The sequence below is a fragment of the Cupriavidus nantongensis genome (assembly GCF_041726985.1).
Classification (GTDB): domain Bacteria; phylum Pseudomonadota; class Gammaproteobacteria; order Burkholderiales; family Burkholderiaceae; genus Cupriavidus; species Cupriavidus nantongensis_A.
This window is the reverse complement of the sequence record NZ_CP168302.1, coordinates 1391057-1410404: the sequence shown is the minus strand read 5'-3', so window position 1 is coordinate 1410404 and position 19348 is coordinate 1391057. Positions and strand designations below refer to the sequence as shown.

Here is a 19348-nt window from a genome sequence, read left to right as displayed (position 1 = left end):
GGAGGGGTCATCATGCAAGCCAGCACGTTCTTGCCCAGCTTTTCCGTGTGCGTCAGCACGCGCGACCATCCGGACGGCCTGCGCCGGACCCTGCAGTCGATCGCGGCCTCTACCATGCCGCCGCACCAGCTGATCGTCTGTGACGACAGCAGCCACGACGCCACGCGCGCGCTGATGCGCGACGCCTTTCCCGACATCCCCTGCCTGGACGGTCCCCGGCGCGGCGCCGCCGCCAGCCGCAACCGCCTGCTGCGCGCGGCCACCGGCACGCATGTGCTGTTTCTCGACGACCACGCCACGCTGGGGCCGACTTTTTTGCAGCAGATGAGTGAGCGCCTCGCCGACGACTTCATCTACCGGGTCGCCGCGGGCGGCAACGCCGACGCGCTGGTGCTGACCGGCTCGGCGATGTGCGCGGGCCAATGCCTGCGTCCGCAGCGCGAGGATTTCCTCGGGCAGCCGTTGCGCCGGCCGCCGCGCCGTGCCGCGCGGGCGCGGCCGCTGTGCGCGGTGGTGTTGTCCAGCACGGTGTTTCCGCGCGCGCTGCTGGAGCGGCTGCCGTTCGACGAATGCCTCGATGCCGACTACGACATCGCCGACCTGACCGGACGCGCGGTGTATGGCTGCGGCTGCCGCATCGAGCTGATTCCCAGCGCGGTCAATCAGCTCGATGTCCGGCGGCCGACGCCATGTGCGGGAAGCCCGGCCGCCGATGCCGCGCGCATGGTCGCGATGCTGCACCGGTACGGGCGCAGCCAGCACCGCCACGACAAGGCCGCGCTGTTCCTGATGCTGGCGCTACCGCACAACCTGGTCCAGCACCTGCACCGCAGCGGCTGGCGCGGCGTGGCGCCGTTCTGGGCCACCACGCGCCTGCTGTGGCAGCACTTGCGGTTTGCGCCCGGCCATGACGGCACTGCAGAGCGCGCCGGCGCCGAGGCCACGACGCCGATGCCGCGCACCTGATCCGTTGCGGAGCGCCCACACGGCCGGCCGCCGTTGTGTGGGGTAGCAGACGGTGCGGCGCCGCAGCGCGGCGCTACAGTCGCCCCACTTGCTAACGGATCAGAGCCATGGGTGCAAACGAGCTGGACACACTCGGTCATATCACCGCCACCGGACCGGAGCGGGCCGCGCCACGCGGGCGCAACGGCATCCGGCGCGCGCTGATCACCGGCATCACCGGGCAGGACGGTTCCTACCTGTGCGAACTGCTGCTGAGCAAGGGCTATGAAGTCCACGGCATCAAGCGGCGCAGCTCGCTGTTCAACACCGAGCGCATCGACCACCTGTACCAGGATCCGCAGGCGCAGGAGCGCCGGCTGATCCTGCACCACGGCGACATGACCGACACCGCCAGCCTGGTGCGCGTGGTACAGCAGTCGCAGCCGGACGAGATCTACAACCTCGCCGCGCAGAGCCACGTGCAGGTCTCGTTCGAAGAGCCCGAGTACACCGCCAACACCGACGCCATCGGCACGCTGCGCCTGCTTGAGGCGATCCGCATCCTGGGCATGGAAAAGCTCACGCGCTTCTACCAGGCCTCCACCTCCGAACTCTACGGGCTGGTGCAGGAGATCCCGCAGAAGGAAACCACGCCGTTCTATCCGCGCAGCCCGTATGCCGCGGCCAAGCTCTACGCCTACTGGATCACGGTGAACTACCGCGAGGCCTATGGCATGTACGCCTGCAACGGCATCCTGTTCAACCATGAAAGTCCGGTGCGCGGCGAGACCTTCGTCACCCGCAAGATCACGCGCGCGATCGCACGCATCGCGCTGGGACTGCAGGAAACGCTGTACCTGGGCAACTTGTCGGCGCTGCGCGACTGGGGCCATGCGCGCGACTACGTCGAGATGCAGTGGCTGATGCTGCAGCAGCCCGCGGCCGAGGACTTCGTCATCGCCAGCGGCGAACAGCACAGCGTGCGCGAATTCGTGCAGCGTGCGGCGCGCGAGCTCGGCATCACCATCACCTTCCATGGCAGCGGCGTCGACGAAGTCGGCATCGTCGAGCATGTCGATCCGCCCGCGCGCGGCGGTGCCATCGCGCCGGCGTGCAAGCCGGGCGAGATCGTGGTGCGGGTCGATCCGCGCTACTTCCGCCCGACCGAGGTGGAAACGCTGCTGGGCGATGCCAGCCGCGCGCGCGAGCGCCTGGGCTGGAGCCCGCGCATCGGCTTTGCCGAACTGGTCCGGGAAATGATCGAGGCCGACTACGCCGCGGCGCGCCGCGATGCGCTGGTCAGGCTGGCGGGCTTCCAGGCCTTCAACCATCTTGAGTAGCCGCTGGCTCGGCGACCGCGAGGATCCCATGAACCAGGCCCTGGCAGCGCACCCGCGCATCTTTGTCGCCGGCCATCGCGGCATGGTCGGCTCGGCCATCGAGCGTGCATTGCGCGCGCAGGGCGGCGCCGACATCGCCACCCGCACCCACGCCGAGCTGGACCTGTGCGACCAGACGCAAGTGCAGCGGTTCTTCGCCAGCCAGCGCATCGACGCGGTCTACCTGGCCGCGGCGCGGGTCGGCGGCATCCACGCCAACAACACGTACCCGGCCGAATTCATCCACCAGAATCTCGCCATCGCCACCAACGTGATCCATGCCGCCTGGCAGGCCGGCGTGCGGCGGCTGCTGTTTCTGGGATCGAGCTGCATCTACCCGCGGCTGGCACCGCAGCCGATCCGCGAAGCCGCGCTGCTGACCGGCGCGCTGGAGCCGACCAACGCGCCCTACGCCATCGCCAAGATCGCCGGCATCATGCTGTGCGACAGCTACAACCGCCAGTACGGCACCGATTACCGCTGCGTGATGCCGACCAACCTCTATGGGCCCGGCGACAACTACCACCCCGACAACAGCCATGTGATCCCGGGACTGGTGCGCCGCTTCCACGACGCCCGCCTGGCCGGCAGCGCGCGCGTGTCGGTGTGGGGCACCGGCAAGCCCTTGCGCGAATTCCTGCACGCGGACGACCTGGCGCGTGCCTGCCTGCATGTGATGGCGCTGTCCGCGCCGGCCTACCGCGAAGCTGCGCCCGCAGGCTTTCTCAACGTCGGCAGCGACGACGAGGTCTCGATCGGCGCGCTGGCGGCACTGGTGGCGGAGGTTACCGGTTATCGCGGCACCATCGGCTTCGAAGCCGACAAGCCCGACGGCACGCCGCGCAAGCGGCTCGACAGCAGCGCCATCATGCGCACCGGCTGGCGCCCGCGCATTGCGCTGCGCGACGGCCTGCGCGGCGTCTACGAAGAGGCCTGCCGCACCGGCACCCTGCCCGGCGGCATCGCAGCCGCGTTCGCCTGACCCCGGACACGCGCGGAGCGGCCATGAAGATCCTGATCTACTGCCAGAACTACGCGCCCGAACTGACCGGCATCGGCAAGTACACCGGCGAGCAGGCGCAATGGCTGGCCGCGCGCGGGCATGAGGTGCGCGTGGTCTGCGCCCCGCCGTACTATCCCGCATGGCGCGTCAGCGACGGCTACAGCGCCTGGCGCTATGCGAGCGAGCGGCACGGCGGCGTGACGGTCTACCGCGCACCGGTGTGGGTGCCGCGCAGGCCGTCCGGACTGCTGCGCATCCTGCACCTGATGAGCTTTGCGCTGAGCAGCGTGCCGTGCATGGCGGCGCAGCTGCGCTGGCGTCCCGACGTGATCTTCGCGGTCGAGCCCACGCTGATGTGCAGCCCGGCGGCGCTGCTGCTGGGCAGCTGCACGCGCGCGCGCACCTGGCTGCATGTGCAGGACCTGGAAGTCGATGCCGCGTTCGCGCTGGGCGTGCTGCGCCATCCGCTGCTGCGCCGCCTGGCCACGCGCATGGAACGCGCGCTGACCACGCGCTACCAGCGCGTCTCGACCATCTCGCAGGCGATGGCGGACGCGCTGCGCGCCAAGGGCGTCAGCCCCGCGCGCCTGCAGCTGCTGCCTAACTGGGCCGACCTGCAAGAGGCCCCGGCCGACGCGGCGCTGGCGTTCCGGCACGGCCTGGGCATTCCCGCCGATGCGGTGATCGCGCTGTACGCCGGCAACATGGGCAACAAGCAAGGTCTGGAAGTGCTGGCCGATGCCGCGCAGGCGCTGCAGGGCCACCCGCGCATCCACATGGTGCTGTGCGGCGACGGCAGCGGCCGCGCCGCGCTGCAGGCACGCTGCGCCGGCCTGGCACGCGTGCATTTCCTGCCGCTGCAGCCGCAGGCGCAGTTCCACGCCATGATGGCGGCCGCGGACATGCACCTGCTGCCGCAGCGCGCCGATGCCGCCGACCTGGTGATGCCGTCCAAGCTCACCGGCATGCTGGCGAGCCGGCGCGCGGTCATTGCCACCGCCCAGCCCGATACCGAGCTGGGCCGCCTGGTGGCGCGCGTGGGCGTGCTGGTGCCGCCCGGCGACGCCAGCGCGCTGGCGCACGCCATTGCCACCCTCGCCTGCCAGCCGCAGCGGCGCGCCATGCATGCCGCCGCCGGCCGCGCCTGGGCCGAAGCCCATCTCGGCCGCGACGCGGTGCTGGCGCAACTGGAATCCGCACTGCAGGCACTGGTATCGCCGCCTGCCGCGCAAGACGCCTCCGCGGTGGCCTGAGCGCCGCCGCGGTCAACGCAACGCCCAAGGGGAACCTGCCATGAGTCCTGAGACCGCGACCACGCACCCCGCGCTGGTGCAACGCCTGATGCGAACCATCAAACCCCTGGTGCCCGCCTGGCTGCGCACCTACTACCACGTGCGCCGCGAGCAGCAGCATGACGCACGCTACGGCGCCAAGCCGCCGGGCGAAGTGTTTTCCGACGTCTACCACAGCAGCCTGTGGGGCGAGGCCGACGAGCCGGGTTTCTTCAGCGGCACCGGCTCGCACGATCCGCGCATCGTCGAGCCCTATGCCGAGGCGGTCATCGCGCTGCTGCGCGAGCTGCCGCGCAAGCCCGACGTGGTCGACCTGGGCTGCGGCGACTTCCATATCGGCAGCCGCATCCGCCCGGCCTGCGGGCGCTATGTGGCCTGCGACGTGGTGGCGCCGCTGATCGCGGCCAACCGCGCGCGCTACGCCCATCTGGACGTGGATTTCCGCTGCCTCGACATTGCCGGCGACGAGCTGCCCGCCGGCGACGTGGTATTCCTGCGCCAGGTGCTGCAGCACCTGGACAACGACAGGATCGCGCGCGTGCTGGCCAAGCTGCACCGCTACCAGTTGCTGGTGCTGACCGAACACCTGCCGCTGGCGCCGGACTTTCCGCCCAACGCCAAGAAGCAGCTGGGGGCCTCGACGCGGCTGGCGCGCATGGTGCCGAGCGGCGTGGTGCTGACCGCGCCGCCGTTCAACCTGAAGCCGGTGCACAGCCGCGTGCTGTGCGAGGTGCGCGAAGGCGCGGGCGTGATCCAGACCGTCGCCTACACCCTGCATTGAGCCGGCGCCCAGCGTTGTGCGGGCCTGCTCCCGGCCCCCGCCGGTCTCTCGCTGATCTCGATTGATCTCAGCTGGCCTCGGCCTCCGCCGTCGCGGAGGCCGAGGCCGGGGCCAGCGCGGCCAGGTAGATGGCCTCGTACTGGTCCAGCGCGCGATCCGCCGAGAAATGCCGCACCCACGCCAGCGAGTCGGCCGAGAGCTGGTCGAGCCGCGCCTGCGGCCACGACAGCAACTCCAGCAGCACGCCCACGTTGCGCCGGGCCCAGGCCTGCGCCTGGTCCGGTTCCATCGGCTCCATCAGCAGCGCCAGCCCGCCGCCGATCTCCTGCATCGGCGCGCGCGCCGTGGTCAGCACCGGGATGCCGCACGCCATGGCTTCGATCACGGGCCAGCCGAAGCCCTCTTCCAGACTCGGGAACAGCAGCACCGCCGCAAGCGCATAGGCGGCGTGCACGGCCGCGGTGGACATGCCCTCCAGGAAGCGCACCTTGCCGCCCAGCCGCTCCGCGCCGGCGGCCAGCTCGCGCATGGCGGGGGTCGGCTCGGGGCCGATCATCCACAGCGGGCGCGGCGCCGCGGCGGCGCCGGTGCCGCTGCCCGCATGGCCGGCCTCGCAATAGGCCTGGTATAGCGCCAGCACGCCTTCGCGGTTCTTGTACCACTGGTTGCCGCCGATATGGACCAGCATGCCAGGCTCGATCTCGTCGACGCCGGCCACGCGCAGCATGCGCGTGGCGACATCGGGTGCGAGCGGGCGGAACGGGTAGTTGAGCCCGTTGTGCACCACCCGCACGCGCGGCGTCGGGCCCGGATGCAGGCGCAGCAGGTCATGCGCGGTCTTCTCCGACACCGCGACAAAGTTCCGCCCCAGCCCGATGCCGCGCAGGATCAGCGCCTGGTAGAGCCGCCCGCTGGCCGACAGCTGGCGCCCGGGAAATTCGCCGGCGGCAGTGCGCTGCGCGATGAAGTCATGGCAGTGGATCACGTGCGGGCGCCGGTGCAGCAGCCACATCCACATGCCCAGCGAATGGTCGGTCAGCACTACCAGCGCGCCGGCGCCCTCGCGCCGCAGCCGCCACCACGCCCATGCGGGGAACAGCATGTACTGGTCGACATAGCCGAGCCACTTGCGCAGGCCCGGGCGCGTCGACAGCCGCACCAGCACGGCGGGCGGGGTCCACAGCTGGGCCTCGTGGCCGCGCTCGCGCATGCCCTCGACGATCATGGCCGCGAAGCGGTCCATGCTGTGGCTGCCGAAAAAGACGGGGTGACCGAACAGGATGAGCCTCATATTGCTTTTCTTCGCGGATCGATGTGGATGCCCGGTGTGGATGCCAGATGGTGCGTGGCCCGCCGCCCGCCGCTAGCGCGCGTGTCGTCGCCGCGGGCGCGCCGGCTTGTTCGCGCCCGTCAACCGCCCCTGCCGCTCCAGCCGCGTGACCGCCATGGTGAAGCCGACAAAGAGAAAGCCCAGCACGTTGGCGGTCAGCTGGCCGATCAGCGACCACGTCAGCAGGCACAGCGTGCTCACCAGCCACAGCAGGATGGCAAAGCAGTTGCCGCTGCGGCGCGCCGCGCCGATCGCAAGCCACATGCCGGCCACGCACACGGCGAACTTCAGCGCCACGTACAGGTAGCCGAGCAGGCCGGCCTCCTCGATGGTGCGCCCGGTTTCGGTCTCGGACAGCATGAAGGTGATTTCGCCGCGCTCGAGGTAGCTGGCCAGGTTGCTGCCGCGCCCGAGCCCCGCGCCCAGCAGGGTCGGCCTGGCATAGGCCTCGCTCTCGCCCAGGAACATGGTGCCGACACGGTCGCCGAAGTCTTCGTCTTCCGCGGCGTCGTGGAAGCGCTGCACCGTGCTTTCGACGGACGCGCTGAACACGGCCATGCCCACCGCCCCGATCAGCAACGCCACGCCGACCCAGACCAGCACGCGGCGCTTGGCCACGCCGCGCCCGAACATCAGGGTGCACAGCGCTGCCACCGCGAACAGGCCCGGCAGCAGCAGCACGGTGGCGCGCGAACCGCTCACCAGCACGCTGACCAGCAGGCTGCCCAGCACCACCAGGGCATACAGCCAGTGCCGCTTGCCGTCACCGCCGAGCACGTATTGCAATGCGATCGGCATGGTAATCGCCAGGAAGGTGGTGTAGCCCAGCGTGAACGAGAAGGTGCCGGTGGTGCGCACGATGTCGCCGACCATCATGAAGACCCGGTCTTCGTCGCCGTCGACCTGCCGGTTCAGGAAGCTGCCGGGCGGCAGGAAGTGCTGCATCACCACCAGCGGCGCCATCAGCACCATCAGCACCAGCGTGGTCTTGCAAATCGCGGCAACGTCCTCGGGCTCGAGCAGCAGCGCCGCGGCCACGCCGAACCACACATAGAGCAGCCAGAAGCGCAGCCCGACCAGCATGATGGCGAGGGTGCCGTCGCCGGCGATGGTCTGCACCAGCCCCCACGCCAGCACCAGCGCGCTCCACAGCAGCAGTAGCCGCATCGCCGGCCGCGCCGGCGTGAAGCCGCCATAGCGCATCGCGTAGTAGATGCCATAGACCGCCAGCAGGTCGCGCAGCAGCACCAGCGGCAGGCTCAGGGAACCCGCTATCCACTTGCGCGCCGCGCCTTCCAGGACGGCCACCAGGAACACCAGCAGGAACACCGTGCCGAAGGTGGTGCGGGCCTGCCGGCGGATGCGCGCGCGCGCCGGCGGCGCCAGGGGTGCGGCGGAGTGGCTCAGCATAGCGTCGCGATGGTTGCGACCGCGGCGCGGCGATACCTGGCCCAGGTGTACTTCTCCCCGGCCAGGCTCGCGTACGGGCGCGCCTCGTCCAGGCTGGCGCGCACCGTGGCAAGCTCCAGCATGCGGTCATACAAGGATTGCGCGCTGACCTGGACGACCCAGCCCGCGCGCGGGAATTCCTGCAGGATCTCCTTGGCCCCGACCCGCTCCGACACCAGCGCCGGCGTGCCGCAGGCGAGCGCCTCGGCCACCACCATGCCGAACGAATCGAAGCGCGACGGCAGCACCAGGCAATCGGCGTCGGCCAGTTCCTGGTACAGCGCCGGCTGCGGCAGCGCGCCGAGCAGCGTGACTCCGGGCGTCGACGCCAGGGCCGCGGCCAGCGCGGGCTCGGCACCGCCGCCGGCCACCGCGAGCTCGGCCTCGGGCACGCGCGCGCGCACCATGGCAAAGGCCTGTTGCAGCAGGTCGACCGCCTTGAGCGTGGTCAGGCCGCCGGCGTACAGGAAGCGCGTGCCGGCGCGCGTGCGCCGGCGCTGCACGTTGCCGGGCAGGCTGGCGCCGAGCAGGATCGGCCTGAGCTTGGCGTCCGGCACGCCGGCCTGCGCATAGGTCTGCGCGGCGAATTCGGAGCAGGTGATGACCAGATCCGCCAGCTCCACCTCGCGGTCCTTGCGCGCGTCGATGCAGGCCAGGTACGGGTCGGGCTGCAGTCCCAGCAGGGCCGCCGCCGTGGCGCGATGCACCGCCGGCGCGTCGAGCACGCAGCGCGCGCCGATCCGGCGCGCCGCCTCGAAGGTCTGCATCGCCGAGTTCTCGTAGGCCACCACCACGTCGGGGCGCAGCGCCTCGACACGCCGCGCCGCCCATGCATCGAACAGGTGGAACACGCGGTGCGCATAGGCCGACTGCGACATGCGCAGATAGCGGTGGAGGCCGACGCGGCGATGCAGCCCCACCTTGAGCATGGCCGGAAAGCACAGCGGATGGCGGCGCAAGGCCCGCGGGATGCCTACCTCGCGCACCTTGGCGCCGAGCGCGGGCGGCAGCCACCACGGCACCGGCTCGCCCGGCCCGCGCACCGGCACGCCCGACCAGTACTGGCACAGCAGCCCCTGTTCGTGGAGCGCCTGCGCCATCTGGTGCGAATGCTGCAGGCCGGGATGGGTGACCAGGACCTTCATGGGCGGCCCCCGTCGACGCTCAGCACCGGGGGCGGCAGCAGCCGCCCGGCGCGGATCGCGCCCGCCAGCTCGCACAGCACCGCGGCGCCAAGCCCGGAAGCCAGGCCGGCCTCGAACCACAGCACGCCGCGCAGCGTGGACAGGTCGAGCAGGTGGGGCGCGACCAGGCACCAGGCGACCACCACCGGCACCTGCATGTAGTTGAAGTGGTTCAGGCCGCGGTTGGCCAGCAGTTCCCAGGCCACGCCGGCAATGCTGTAGGCGCCGGCGCCGAGGCAGGCGATCAGCAGCTCGGAGGTCAGGCCGGCGTAGTTGGCCCCCACCAGGCGCAGCAGCAGCTCGGGCCACAACCAGGCCAGCAGCACCAGCGTGCCGGCCGGCAGCGAACCCAGCAACAGCCAGCCCAGGTACTGGCGCAGCACGTGTTCGCGCGCCTGCGCGAAGCGCGGCACGACATACGCGCCCACCACGATGCTGACCGGCACCAGCAGCTGGCCGATGCGCGACAGCGCGCCGATTGCCGCGGTCTGGCTGACCGCGCCGTAGAACGCGACGATGGCGAAGGCGAACTGCGACTGCAGGCAGTAGAACGCGTCCATGGGAATCTGGCGGCGCGTGATGGCGCGGATCGAACGCTGGTCCTCGGCCACCGGCTCGACCGCCTGCGCCGGCAGCTCGCGCCGCAGCCAGCGGCGCACGAACGGCACGCGCAGGCCGGCGAAGAGCGTATTGACCAGGCTGGCAGCCAGCGCGCTCTGCAGCCCCAGCACGTAGACGCCCCATGACAGCAGCAGCCGCGCGCCCGACAGGCCGGCATCGAGCGCCTGCAGCGCCGGCGCGCGGTTGGCGAACAGCAGCACCTGGTCCACCACGCGCGATTGCATGTCGAAATACCACATCGTCAGCAGCGTCAGCAGCAACGCCGCGATCAACGCCAGCGATGCGTGGTTGCGGTACATCAGCACCCCGGCGACGATCAGCAGCGGCGGCAGCAGGAAGGCCGAGATGCGCTTGCGCTGCGCCAGCGCGGCGCGCGTGGCCTGCGCCGCGCGCTCGCGGTCGGGCCAGGTGCGCCCCAGGATGGCATTCAGGCCGAAATGGATGCCGCCCTTGGTGACGATCGACATGGCGCCGACGATGGCGCCGGTGACGGTATAGATCGCGTAGTCGCCGACGCTGAGCCAGTGCGCCAGCAGCAGGCCGGTGATGGCGCCGAGCCCCTGCGACAGCACCGCGAAGACGAAGATGCGCAGCGCTTTCATGGGGTGCCGCCCCGCGTGGCGCTGTGGGCAGCTGCATCCGCGGCAGGCGCCAGCACCGGCCGCTCGCCCAGGATGTCCAGCAGCCGCTGCGCGCTCTGGCGCACCTCGAAGCGTCGCTGGAAGCAGGCTTGCGCCTGCACCCGCATGCGCGCCTGCGCGCCGGGATCGGACTGCAGCCACTGGCGCAGGCACGCGCGCGTGCCTTCGACGGTATCGGCGCCCGCCAGTCCGGCGCCATCGGCAACGATCTCGCGCCAGATATTGACCTTGTCCGAAATCAGCACCGGCACGCCGCAGCCCAGCGCCTCGGCCACGGCCACGCCAAAGTTCTCCTGGTGCGACGGCAGGGTAAAGACTTCGGCCGCGTGATAGGCGCCCCACTTCAGGTCACCCGACAGCATGCCGGTCCAGCCGAGCCGCTGCGCCAGCCCCTGGCTTTCGGCCTGGCGCGCCAGCCGCTCGCGCAGCGCCGCCTCCACCGGCCCCGCCAGCACCAGCTGCAGCCGCGGATCGGCGGCGGCCACGCCGGCAAAGGCTTCGACCAGCAGGTCGCAGCCCTTCTTTTCATGGATCCGGCCGAGGAACAGCACGATGCGCTTGCCGCGCAATGCCGGAAACGCAGTGAAAAACGCCTCGCGCAACGGCACGGCCGCGGTGGGCGGCTGCGCGGTGCCGTACCCGGCCACCAGCTCGCGGCAGCGATAGGGCCAGAACGCGTTGCGCGAACGCCGCTGCTCTTCCTCGCAGGTGAACAGCACCGCGCGCGCGCCGCGCAGCACCCAGTACTCACCCAGCAGCCAGTACAGGCTCTTCTTGACGTGCTTGAGCGGATAGCGCTCGCGGAACCACGGATCCAGCATGCCGTGGGTATAGACAAAGTACGGCACCTCGCTGCCGCGCAGCGCGAGGCAGGTGGCGAGCGAATGGAACTGCCACAGGCCTTCGACCAGCACCGCGTCGTAGTCGGCCGCATGGGCGCGCAGCCACGCCAGCATCCTGGGGTTGAAGCCGTATTTGGTCGAGGTCGGACCCAGCGCGACCACGTTCATCTCGCTGGCGAGCACGAACGGTGCATCGGGTGCATCGCCGCAGCAGACGTCGATCTCGGCGCCGCGTTCGCGCAGCGGCTGGCGCAATTGGCGGATGCCTTCGATGGGCCCGCCCCCGGCGGGGTCGATGGAGGGTATGACGTGCAGCAATCTCATGGTGCAGGGCGATCTCCGGAATCCGCGCGTCGTGCCCGCTGTGTGCCTGGCACTGGTCCCCCGGCTGGCGCCATTGGCAAGCGGGGCCATACGTCCTCGTGCCCGCAGCATGAGCCAGCGCGCCCGCGGCCTCTGTTCGCTGCCACACACCCGCGCGGGTCAGTGCCGGCGCCGCCAGGCCAATGTGGACCAGCGCACCGAGCCAGCCCCCGCAGCGCACCAGAATGGCCTGCACCGGCGCCATTTGCATGGCGCGCACCTGGTCCCTGCCATGCCGATTCCGATCCTGATGTACCACCAGATCGACGCGCCGCCGCCACGCCGCTCGCCCGGGCGCGGGCTGTGGGTGCCGCCCGCGCGCTTTCGCCGCCAGATGCGGCTGATGCACTGGCTTGGCTATCGCGGCCTGAGCATGCGCGACCTGATGCCGTACCTGCACGGCGAGCGCAGCGGCAAGGTGTTCGGCATCACCTTCGACGACGGGTTCCGCAATGTGTTCGAGCACGCCATGCCCGCGCTGGATGCGCTCGGCTTCACCGCCACGAATTACTTTGTGTCGCGCCAGCTTTCGGGCAGCAACGTCTGGGACCGCGACCTGGGCATCCGCCCCGCGGCGCTGATGAGCGTGGCGCAGATGCGCGCATGGCACCAGCGCGGGCATGAAGTCGGCTCGCATACGCTGGACCATGTCGACCTGCGCCGCATGGCGCCGCACGAGGCGCGCCGGCAGATCGCCGCGTCCAAGGATGAGCTGGAACAGTGGCTCGGCGTGCCGGTGACGGCCTTCTGCTATCCCTACGGCAGCCAGGATGCCGCGCACCGGGAAATGGTGCGCGAAGCCGGCTACGCCAACGCCACCATTACCGCACGCGGCCTGGCGCGCGCCAGCGACGACCCGTTCGGCCTGCCCCGCGTCAGCGTCTATTGCGCCACCGGCATGCTGGGCTTCCTGCGCAAATGCCTGACCGCGCACGAGGACCGCTGGCGCGAAGCTTAGCGGCCTGCTTCGGAACCCTGCTGCTCGGTGTTGAACGGTACGGGCTCGTGCGGCTCGCTCGGATGCTGCGTGAAGCGCGCGATGGCCTCGGCATAGCGCTGCGCCACCGCCTTGCGTTCGTGCTCGTGCAGGAACTGGCGCGTGCCGGCTTCGTCCCGGCGTGACGCGCCGGCCAGCACCGCGGCCATGGCCGCATGCAGCGGCTCGAGCGCCGGCTCGACCACCCAGCCGAAGTCGCCAACCGCTTCGGGCAGGCCGCCGCGCTGGCTGACGATCACTTCGCAGCCGGCTGCCAGGCCTTCCAGCGCGACGATGCCAAACGACTCGAAGCCCAGCGACGGCGCCACCAGGCATCGATGCCGGCCCAGCAGCGCCGCCACGCCGGGGGCGCACTGGCAGCCGGCAAAGTGCACCGCGCCCGCGCAGCCTAGCTCGTCGGCGAGCCGCGCCAGGGCTGCGCGCTCGGGCCCGTCGCCAACGATGGTGAGGCGCGCATGCGGGTGGCGCGCGTGCAGGCGCGCGAAGCTGCGCACCAGCAGGTCCACGCCCTTCTCCGACACCAGCCGGCCGACGAAGATGAAGCTTCCCGGCGGCCGCGCGTCAGCGGGGGGCACCCCTGCGAATAGTTCGTCGCGATAGCCGTTGTGGATCACCAGCGGCTGGCCCGGCAGCCAGCCGGCCAGGTAGTGGCTGACGCAGATGCCGTCGTAGAAGCGCGACAGCCAGCGCTTGATCGCACCGGTCCAGGTGCCGCGCGTGTGGCCGTGGACCACGTAGGGGCCATGGTGCGTCAGCACGATGCGGCGGCGCAGCGCGCTGGCCAGCATCACGTCGTAGAAGGTGAGGCCGACGAACAGCACGCGCCGGTGGCGCAGCATGGCGCGCGCCAGCTGCAGCTTGCCGCGGACCCGCGTCACGGCGAACGGGAAAGTCGTGGCGTCGCCCGGCGCGGCCGGCGTGCGCGTGGCCACTTCGACCGGATAGCCCAGTTCCGCCAGCCCCCTCGCCAGCTCCTCGGCGAAGCGCTCCATGCCGCCGATCAACGGATGGAAGGGGGCGCTGTAGATCAGGATGCTGGGCAGCGGCGCAGGGGTCTCGCGCAGCTGCAAGGGATGCATCATCGCGTCATGGCTCCGGTCGCACCGCGTGCAGGCAGGTCTGTGCAGGCGGTGTCCTGCCTGCAGCATGCGCCAGCACCGGGTGCCGTTCCGTGCGCTGACGCACCTGTGTGGAGCGTGATGGCGGCCGCGGCAAGTCCGCAAGCTTCCCGCCCGGCTTCTGTGGCGCGGCGCACCGATGCGCGGGGCGGCTTCGCGCGAGCATCGCGGCAATGTCCGTCGTCCCGGAGACGCTCCGTATGATCATTCAGCACACCCACCGCACCTCCGGCCCGTCGTTTTCGCTGTCCAACCGTGTGCGCCGGCAGCTATGGAACTGGGTATGGCTGTGGCTGTTCCGCCCCAGCCTGCGCCCGATGCATGCCTGGCGCGCCGCGTTGCTGCGGCTGTTCGGCGCGCGCCTTGGCCACGATGCTCGAGTCTACCCCGCGGCACGGATCTGGGCACCGTGGAACCTGGTGATGGGCGAGCACACCGCCGTCGCCGACGGCGTGACCCTCTACAACATCAGTCCGATCACGCTCGGCGACTACGCCATCGTGTCACAAGGCTCGCACCTGTGCACGGGCTCGCACGATTACAACAGTGAAACCTTCCAGCTGATCGCGTCGCCGATCACGCTGGAGCGCCATGTGTGGGTGTGCGCCGAAGCGTTCATCTCGCCGGGCGTGACCTTGCCCGAAGGCGCGGTGATTGCGCCGCGCACGGTGGTCACCAAACCGCTGCGCGATGCATGGACGGTGTATGGCGGCACGCCCGCCCGGCCCATCGGCCAGCGCCGTCCGCAGCCATGAGTCAGCACCGGACTGCATGCCCGCGGCGCATTCGACCAGTGCGCGGCAGGCCACCCAAGGCGCCCGCGGCAGTGTGCGAGAGCGCACCGATTCACCCTACCCACCGCCCTAGGCTGGGAGCATCAGGGGCCTGCCGTCCCAGCGCGGGCCCAGCCTAATGTGCAGGAGCAATGTCGTGGAAACCATTCAATGCCGCACCGCTTGCCCTACCGATCGCACCCGCCGTTCGCGCCGTCGCTCGCTGCCAGGCCTGTGCGCCGTGCTCGGCGCCGCCCTGCTGCTGGGCGGCTGCGCCGCATCGCCGGGGATGCATTTCAGCCCTAGCGCGAACGTCGATGCCGTCGGCCCGGACGCGAAGCCGGACATCACGCCGATCACCATGGACCTGGTGCGCGAGCTGCGCGCCAAGAGCAAGCCCACCAATGACCGCGTCGAAGAACTGTTCGCTACGCCCAAGCCCTATGTGATCGGCCCCGGCGACATCATCTCGGTGGTGGTATGGGACCACCCCGAACTGGTGTTCCCGACGCAGACCTACAGCATCGGCGCCGGCTTCGAGGTGCCGGCCTCCACCGGCGGTTCCAACATGCCGGGCTATGTGGTCAGCCCCAATGGGGACATCCAGTTCCCGTATGCCGGCGTGATGAAGGTCTCGGGCAAGACCGCTAACCAGGTTCGCGATGAAATGGCGCGCGTGCTCTCGCGCGTGGTGCGCAATCCGCAGATGACGGTGCGCGTGCTGGGCTTCCGCAGCCAGCGCGTCTATGTCGACGGCGAGGTGCGCACGCCCGGCATGCTCGCCATCGACGACGCGCCGATGACGCTGGTCGAGGCGCTCAACCGCGCCGGTGGCGTGCTCAACAACACCGGCGACAACAGCCGCGTGCGCGTGACCCGGGGCGAACGCAGCTGGTACGTGAATATCCCGGCGATGCTGGCCAAGGGCGTCGACCCGTCGCGCATCCTGCTGCGCTCGGGCGACATCGTGCGCGTCGAGCAGCGCGAGGACAGCAAGGTCTTCGTCACCGGCGAAGTGGTCCGCCCGACCTCGCTGCTGATGCGCAACGGGCGCATGACGCTGAACGAGGCGCTGGGCGATGCCGGCGGCGTGAACCCCAACTCCGCCAACGCCGAGCAGATCTACGTGATCCGCAAGACCGCCAACGATGCCCCCAAGGTGTTCCACCTCGACGGTACCTCGCCGGTGGCGCTGGCGATCGCCGAAGGCTTCGAGCTGGAGCCCAAGGACGTGGTCTACGTGGACGCGCGCGAAGTGGTGCGGTGGAGCCGTGTCATGAGCCTGCTGGTCAGCCCGCTGGTGGGCGTCAACAGCCTCACTACGCGGCCGTGAGCCATGGTGCAGGCGCCGCTACTGATCTCCGATGAAGCCGCGATGATCCGCTCGATCCTGGTGGTGTGCCTGGGCAACCGCTGCCGCAGCCCGATGGCCGCCGACCTGCTGCGCCAGGCCTTGCCCGACTGTCGCATCAGCTCCGCCGGGCTGGCACCGCCGGTCGGCGCCGGTGCCGATCCGCGCGTGATCCGGCTGCTGGCCAAGGACGGGCTGGACCTGGCCGCGCATCGCGCGCGCGAACTCGACGACGACATGGTCGACGGCGCCGACCTGGTGCTGGTGATGGACAGCGAGCAGCGCGAATGGCTGGAGCAGCGCTTCCCGCGCGCGCGCGGCAAGACCTTCCGCCTGTGCGAGGCGGCGCAGGCGGATATTCCCGATCCCTACGGCGGCTCGCAGGCGATGTTCCTGATCGTGCTGGGGCTGATCCGCGAAGGCGTGCAGGCATGGACGGCACAGATTCAATCCGAAGCACAGGCAACCCGCTACGGGGAGGCAACATGAGCAACATCAAGAACCTGCGTGACTACGAGGCCCAGGCCCCGGAGGGCGATGAGACGTCGTCGGACCTGACCTCGTATGTCGACGTGCTGATCCGTTACCGCTGGACCTTCCTCGCGGTCGCCGCGGCGGTGATGGCGGTCGGGCTGCTGTTCGCGTTGCTGTCCAAGCCGGTCTACCGCGCCGATATCCTGGTGCAGGTGGAAGACCTGAACAGCGGCAGCGTCAACAACACCAACAAGCCCACCGCCACGGTGTCGCCGGTCTACGACGCCAGGCCCGCCCCTTCGACCGAGATCGAGCTGCTGCGCTCGCGCATGGTAGTCGGCAAGGCCGTCGACGCGCTGCAGCTGGACATATCCGCGTCGCCGTACTACTTGCCGGTGGTGGGCGCGGCCGTGGCCGGCTTCAACCGCGAGCTGTCGCAGCCGGGCCTGTTCGGCCGGGGCGGCTATGCGTGGGGCAGCGAAGCGATCGCGGTCTCGCGCCTGGAAGTGCCGCCGGCAATGGAGCGCCGGCTGATCACGGTGACCGCGCTTGGCAACGACAAGTACCGGGTGGGCTTCGCCAGCGACAATGCCGTCGCCGAAGGCCGCGTCGGCGTGCCGCTGACGGTGGCGACCAACAGCGGCAAGGTCACCATCGAGGTGAGCCAGCTCGAAGGCCGCCCCGGCGCGGTGTTCCATGTCTCGCGCGTGCCGCGCGCAGTGGCCATTGCCGACCTGCAGAGCAAGCTGATGATCACCGAGCGCGGCAAGCAGAGCGGCGTGATCGGCGTCGCGCTGGAGGGCACTTCGGCCGAGAAGACTGCCGCCATCCTGAACGAGATCGGCAACGAGTATGTCGAGCAGAACCTGCGCCGCAAGGCTGCCGAGGCCGAGAAGTCGCTGGCCTTCCTGGAAGCGCAGCTGCCGCAGCTCAAGCAGCAGCTGGAAAGCGCCGAGTCGCGCTACAACGCCATGCGCAACCAGCGCGGCACCATCGACCTGAACGAGGAATCGCGGCTGGTGCTGGCGCAGTCCGTGGCTGCCCAGACCAAGCTGGCCGACCTGCGCCAGCGGCGCCAGGAACTGATCGCGCGCTTCACGCCCAACCATCCGGCGATCGAGATCATGGACAAGCAGATCGCCGACGTGAACGCCGAGATCGGCACCGTCGGCGGCAAGATCCAGCGCCTGCCGGATATCGAGCAGAACGTGCTGCGGCTGATGCGCGACGTCCGGGTCAGCACCGAGATGTACCAGTCGCTGCTGAACGACGTGCAGCAGCTCAGGCTGGTCAAGGCCAGCAAGATCGGCACGGCGCGCCTGGTGGACCCGGCCGAGGTTCCGATCCGCCCGGTCAAGCCCAACCGCAAGCTGATTGCCGCGGCCTCGGTGCTGCTGGGCCTGCTGGCCGGCACTGCGGTGGTGGTGCTGCGCCGGCTGTTCGACGGCGGCGTCGCCGATGCGGACGAGATCGAGCGCGAGACCGGCATGACGGTGTATGCGACGGTGCCCTACAGCGCGGCGCAGTCGCGCCTGCGCGGCGGGCCCGATATCGACAAGCTGCTCGCCAGGCGCATGCCGGACGATCCGGCGGTGGAAAGCCTGCGCAGCTTCCGCACCTCGCTGCAGTTTGCACTGCTTAACAGCGACAGCAACAACGTGGTGGTGATCACCGGGCCGGCGCCCGAAGTGGGCAAGTCGTTCATCTCGGCCAACTTTGCCACGGTGCTGGCCACCGCCGGGCGCCGCGTGGTGCTGGTCGACGCCGACCTGCGGCGCGGCGGGCTCAACCACCATTTCGGCAAGCCGCGCGTGCCGGGGCTTACCGAGCTGCTCACCGGCACGCCGCTGGAGCAGGTGCTGCAGCGCGACGTGGTGCCGGGACTGGACTTCATCGCCACCGGCTCGGAACCGCCGCTGGCCGCCGACCTGCTGCAGACGCGCGGCATGGATACGCTGCTGGCCACGCTCAGGAACCGCTACGACGTGGTGCTGCTCGATACCCCGCCGGTGCTGGCCACCTCCGACGCCGGCGTACTGGCGACCAAGGCCGGCGCCGTGTTCCTGGTGGCGCGGGCCGATGCCAGTACGGCATCAGAACTCAAGGCCACGCGGCGCGCGATCGTGCAGGCGGGGAGTGATATCAAGGGGGTGATTTTCAATGGCCTGAAGGTGGAGGGGCGGTGGTATCGGGCGCATTATCACTTTGGGAAGTATCGGTATATGAATCAGTATGGGGGGGCTAGTTCTAAGAGGGCATGAGGTGTGGTCGTTTTGCCGCTCCCTTTTGAGTTGGGCGCTGTTGGTGACATGCTGTCGGCGTTTGAACCGCGTGGTTCCGCCCTGCTGGGCGGGTCACTTTTTGGCCGAGCGCCAAAAAGTAACCAAAAAACGCGTCGCCTAAGCGGCTGGCTAAGGCGGCGTTGGGGGTTCGAACGGTGGTGACTTCCGGCAAAGCGGTTGGTGGTTCGACCCTGCTGACGCTACCTGGATGTGCCTGGCGTTGGGGGTCGGATGGACGAACCCGACTTTAGGTCGGTGGCCGCCTGCTAAGCGCGTTATTGGTGGGACGCCTTCGGCTGCGCTGCGCGCGCTCCCGATCTCAGGTCTGCTGCTCTCGCACGGAGTGCGTCGCTGCGCTCGCACGCGTTGTCGTGGGCGAGCCCAAAGGATTTTCGCCTTCCGCTGGTTTGCTCCCCTCTCCCGCTTGCGGGAGAGGGGCGGGGGAGAGGGCGGGAGCCTCAACGAAGTCGTGCCCATGCAGAGCGGTGACCCAGGCAATCTGCCGATACCCCATCAACGCCTT

General features: G+C 70.0%; 16 protein-coding genes. 10 read left to right on the top strand and 6 right to left on the bottom strand.

The features are described from left to right. Positions 1-12 precede the first annotated feature (12 nt). The 5 genes from ACEI37_RS06090 to ACEI37_RS06070 all read left to right on the top strand — a co-directional run bounded on the left by ACEI37_RS06090 (position 13) and on the right by ACEI37_RS06070 (position 5400). Positions 13-966 carry a glycosyltransferase family 2 protein gene (locus tag ACEI37_RS06090; protein ID WP_373375886.1) on the top strand — a complete coding sequence of 318 codons (954 nt, stop codon included), beginning with the start codon at positions 13-15 and terminating at the stop codon, positions 964-966. A gap of 107 nt (positions 967-1073) precedes the next feature. Further along, positions 1074-2285 (top strand): GDP-mannose 4,6-dehydratase, encoded by a 1212-nt coding sequence (gmd, locus tag ACEI37_RS06085; RefSeq protein WP_373375885.1) that lies wholly within the window; start codon positions 1074-1076, stop codon positions 2283-2285. Positions 2286-2313: 28 nt separating this feature from the next. Continuing rightward, positions 2314-3306, top strand: a complete 993-nt coding sequence (locus tag ACEI37_RS06080; protein WP_373375884.1) for a GDP-L-fucose synthase family protein — start codon at positions 2314-2316, stop codon at positions 3304-3306. A 23-nt stretch (positions 3307-3329) separates the two neighbouring features. Further along, a complete protein-coding gene (locus ACEI37_RS06075; RefSeq protein WP_373375883.1) occupies positions 3330-4580 on the top strand; it encodes a glycosyltransferase WbuB in 1251 nt (416 codons plus the stop codon). 40 nt (positions 4581-4620) lie between these two features. Beyond that, positions 4621-5400 (top strand): class I SAM-dependent methyltransferase, encoded by a 780-nt coding sequence (locus tag ACEI37_RS06070; RefSeq protein WP_373375882.1) that lies wholly within the window; start codon positions 4621-4623, stop codon positions 5398-5400. A gap of 67 nt (positions 5401-5467) precedes the next feature. On the opposite strand, the gene ACEI37_RS06065 is transcribed toward ACEI37_RS06070, so the two are convergent. The 5 genes from ACEI37_RS06065 to ACEI37_RS06045 all read right to left on the bottom strand — a co-directional run bounded on the left by ACEI37_RS06065 (position 5468) and on the right by ACEI37_RS06045 (position 11791). Beyond that, complete coding sequence (locus ACEI37_RS06065; RefSeq protein ID WP_373375881.1) at positions 5468-6691, bottom strand: glycosyltransferase; 1224 nt, start codon at positions 6689-6691, stop codon at positions 5468-5470. 72 nt (positions 6692-6763) lie between these two features. Next, entirely contained in the window at positions 6764-8140 is a 1377-nt protein-coding gene (locus ACEI37_RS06060) for a hypothetical protein (RefSeq protein WP_373375880.1), read from the bottom strand. Further along, positions 8134-9324, bottom strand: a complete 1191-nt coding sequence (locus ACEI37_RS06055) for a glycosyltransferase family 4 protein (RefSeq protein WP_115682089.1) — start codon at positions 9322-9324, stop codon at positions 8134-8136. Before ACEI37_RS06055 ends, ACEI37_RS06060 begins: the two co-directional genes overlap by 7 nt. Continuing rightward, the gene (locus ACEI37_RS06050; protein WP_373375879.1) at positions 9321-10586 is read right to left on the bottom strand and encodes a hypothetical protein; all 1266 of its coding nucleotides are present in this window, start codon (positions 10584-10586) and stop codon (positions 9321-9323) included. Before ACEI37_RS06050 ends, ACEI37_RS06055 begins: the two co-directional genes overlap by 4 nt. Then, positions 10583-11791: a glycosyltransferase gene (locus tag ACEI37_RS06045; protein ID WP_373375878.1), complete on the bottom strand. Its 1209-nt coding sequence runs from the start codon at positions 11789-11791 to the stop codon at positions 10583-10585. Before ACEI37_RS06045 ends, ACEI37_RS06050 begins: the two co-directional genes overlap by 4 nt. Before the next feature lie 271 nt (positions 11792-12062). Between ACEI37_RS06045 and ACEI37_RS06040 the strand changes: the two genes are divergently transcribed. Further along, positions 12063-12788, top strand: coding sequence for a polysaccharide deacetylase family protein (locus ACEI37_RS06040; RefSeq protein WP_373375877.1), 726 nt, complete (start codon positions 12063-12065; stop codon positions 12786-12788). Here ACEI37_RS06040 and ACEI37_RS06035 read toward each other — a convergent pair. Continuing rightward, the gene (locus ACEI37_RS06035; protein WP_373375876.1) at positions 12785-13909 is read right to left on the bottom strand and encodes a glycosyltransferase family 4 protein; all 1125 of its coding nucleotides are present in this window, start codon (positions 13907-13909) and stop codon (positions 12785-12787) included. The genes ACEI37_RS06040 and ACEI37_RS06035 overlap by 4 nt on opposite strands. A 236-nt stretch (positions 13910-14145) precedes the next feature. Here ACEI37_RS06035 and ACEI37_RS06030 point away from each other — a divergent pair, with 236 nt between their 5' ends. From ACEI37_RS06030 to ACEI37_RS06015, 4 genes are all read left to right on the top strand, one after another. Beyond that, a complete protein-coding gene (locus ACEI37_RS06030) occupies positions 14146-14700 on the top strand; it encodes a putative colanic acid biosynthesis acetyltransferase (RefSeq protein WP_373375875.1) in 555 nt (184 codons plus the stop codon). A 307-nt stretch (positions 14701-15007) separates the two neighbouring features. Beyond that, on the top strand, positions 15008-16051 hold the full coding sequence (locus ACEI37_RS06025) for a polysaccharide biosynthesis/export family protein (RefSeq protein ID WP_373377722.1): 1044 nt from the start codon (positions 15008-15010) through the stop codon (positions 16049-16051). Positions 16052-16054: 3 nt separating this feature from the next. Beyond that, positions 16055-16558: a low molecular weight protein-tyrosine-phosphatase gene (locus ACEI37_RS06020; RefSeq protein WP_373375874.1), complete on the top strand. Its 504-nt coding sequence runs from the start codon at positions 16055-16057 to the stop codon at positions 16556-16558. Beyond that, positions 16555-18804, top strand: coding sequence for a polysaccharide biosynthesis tyrosine autokinase (locus ACEI37_RS06015; protein WP_373375873.1), 2250 nt, complete (start codon positions 16555-16557; stop codon positions 18802-18804). Before ACEI37_RS06020 ends, ACEI37_RS06015 begins: the two co-directional genes overlap by 4 nt. The last annotated feature ends 544 nt before the right edge of the window (positions 18805-19348 follow it).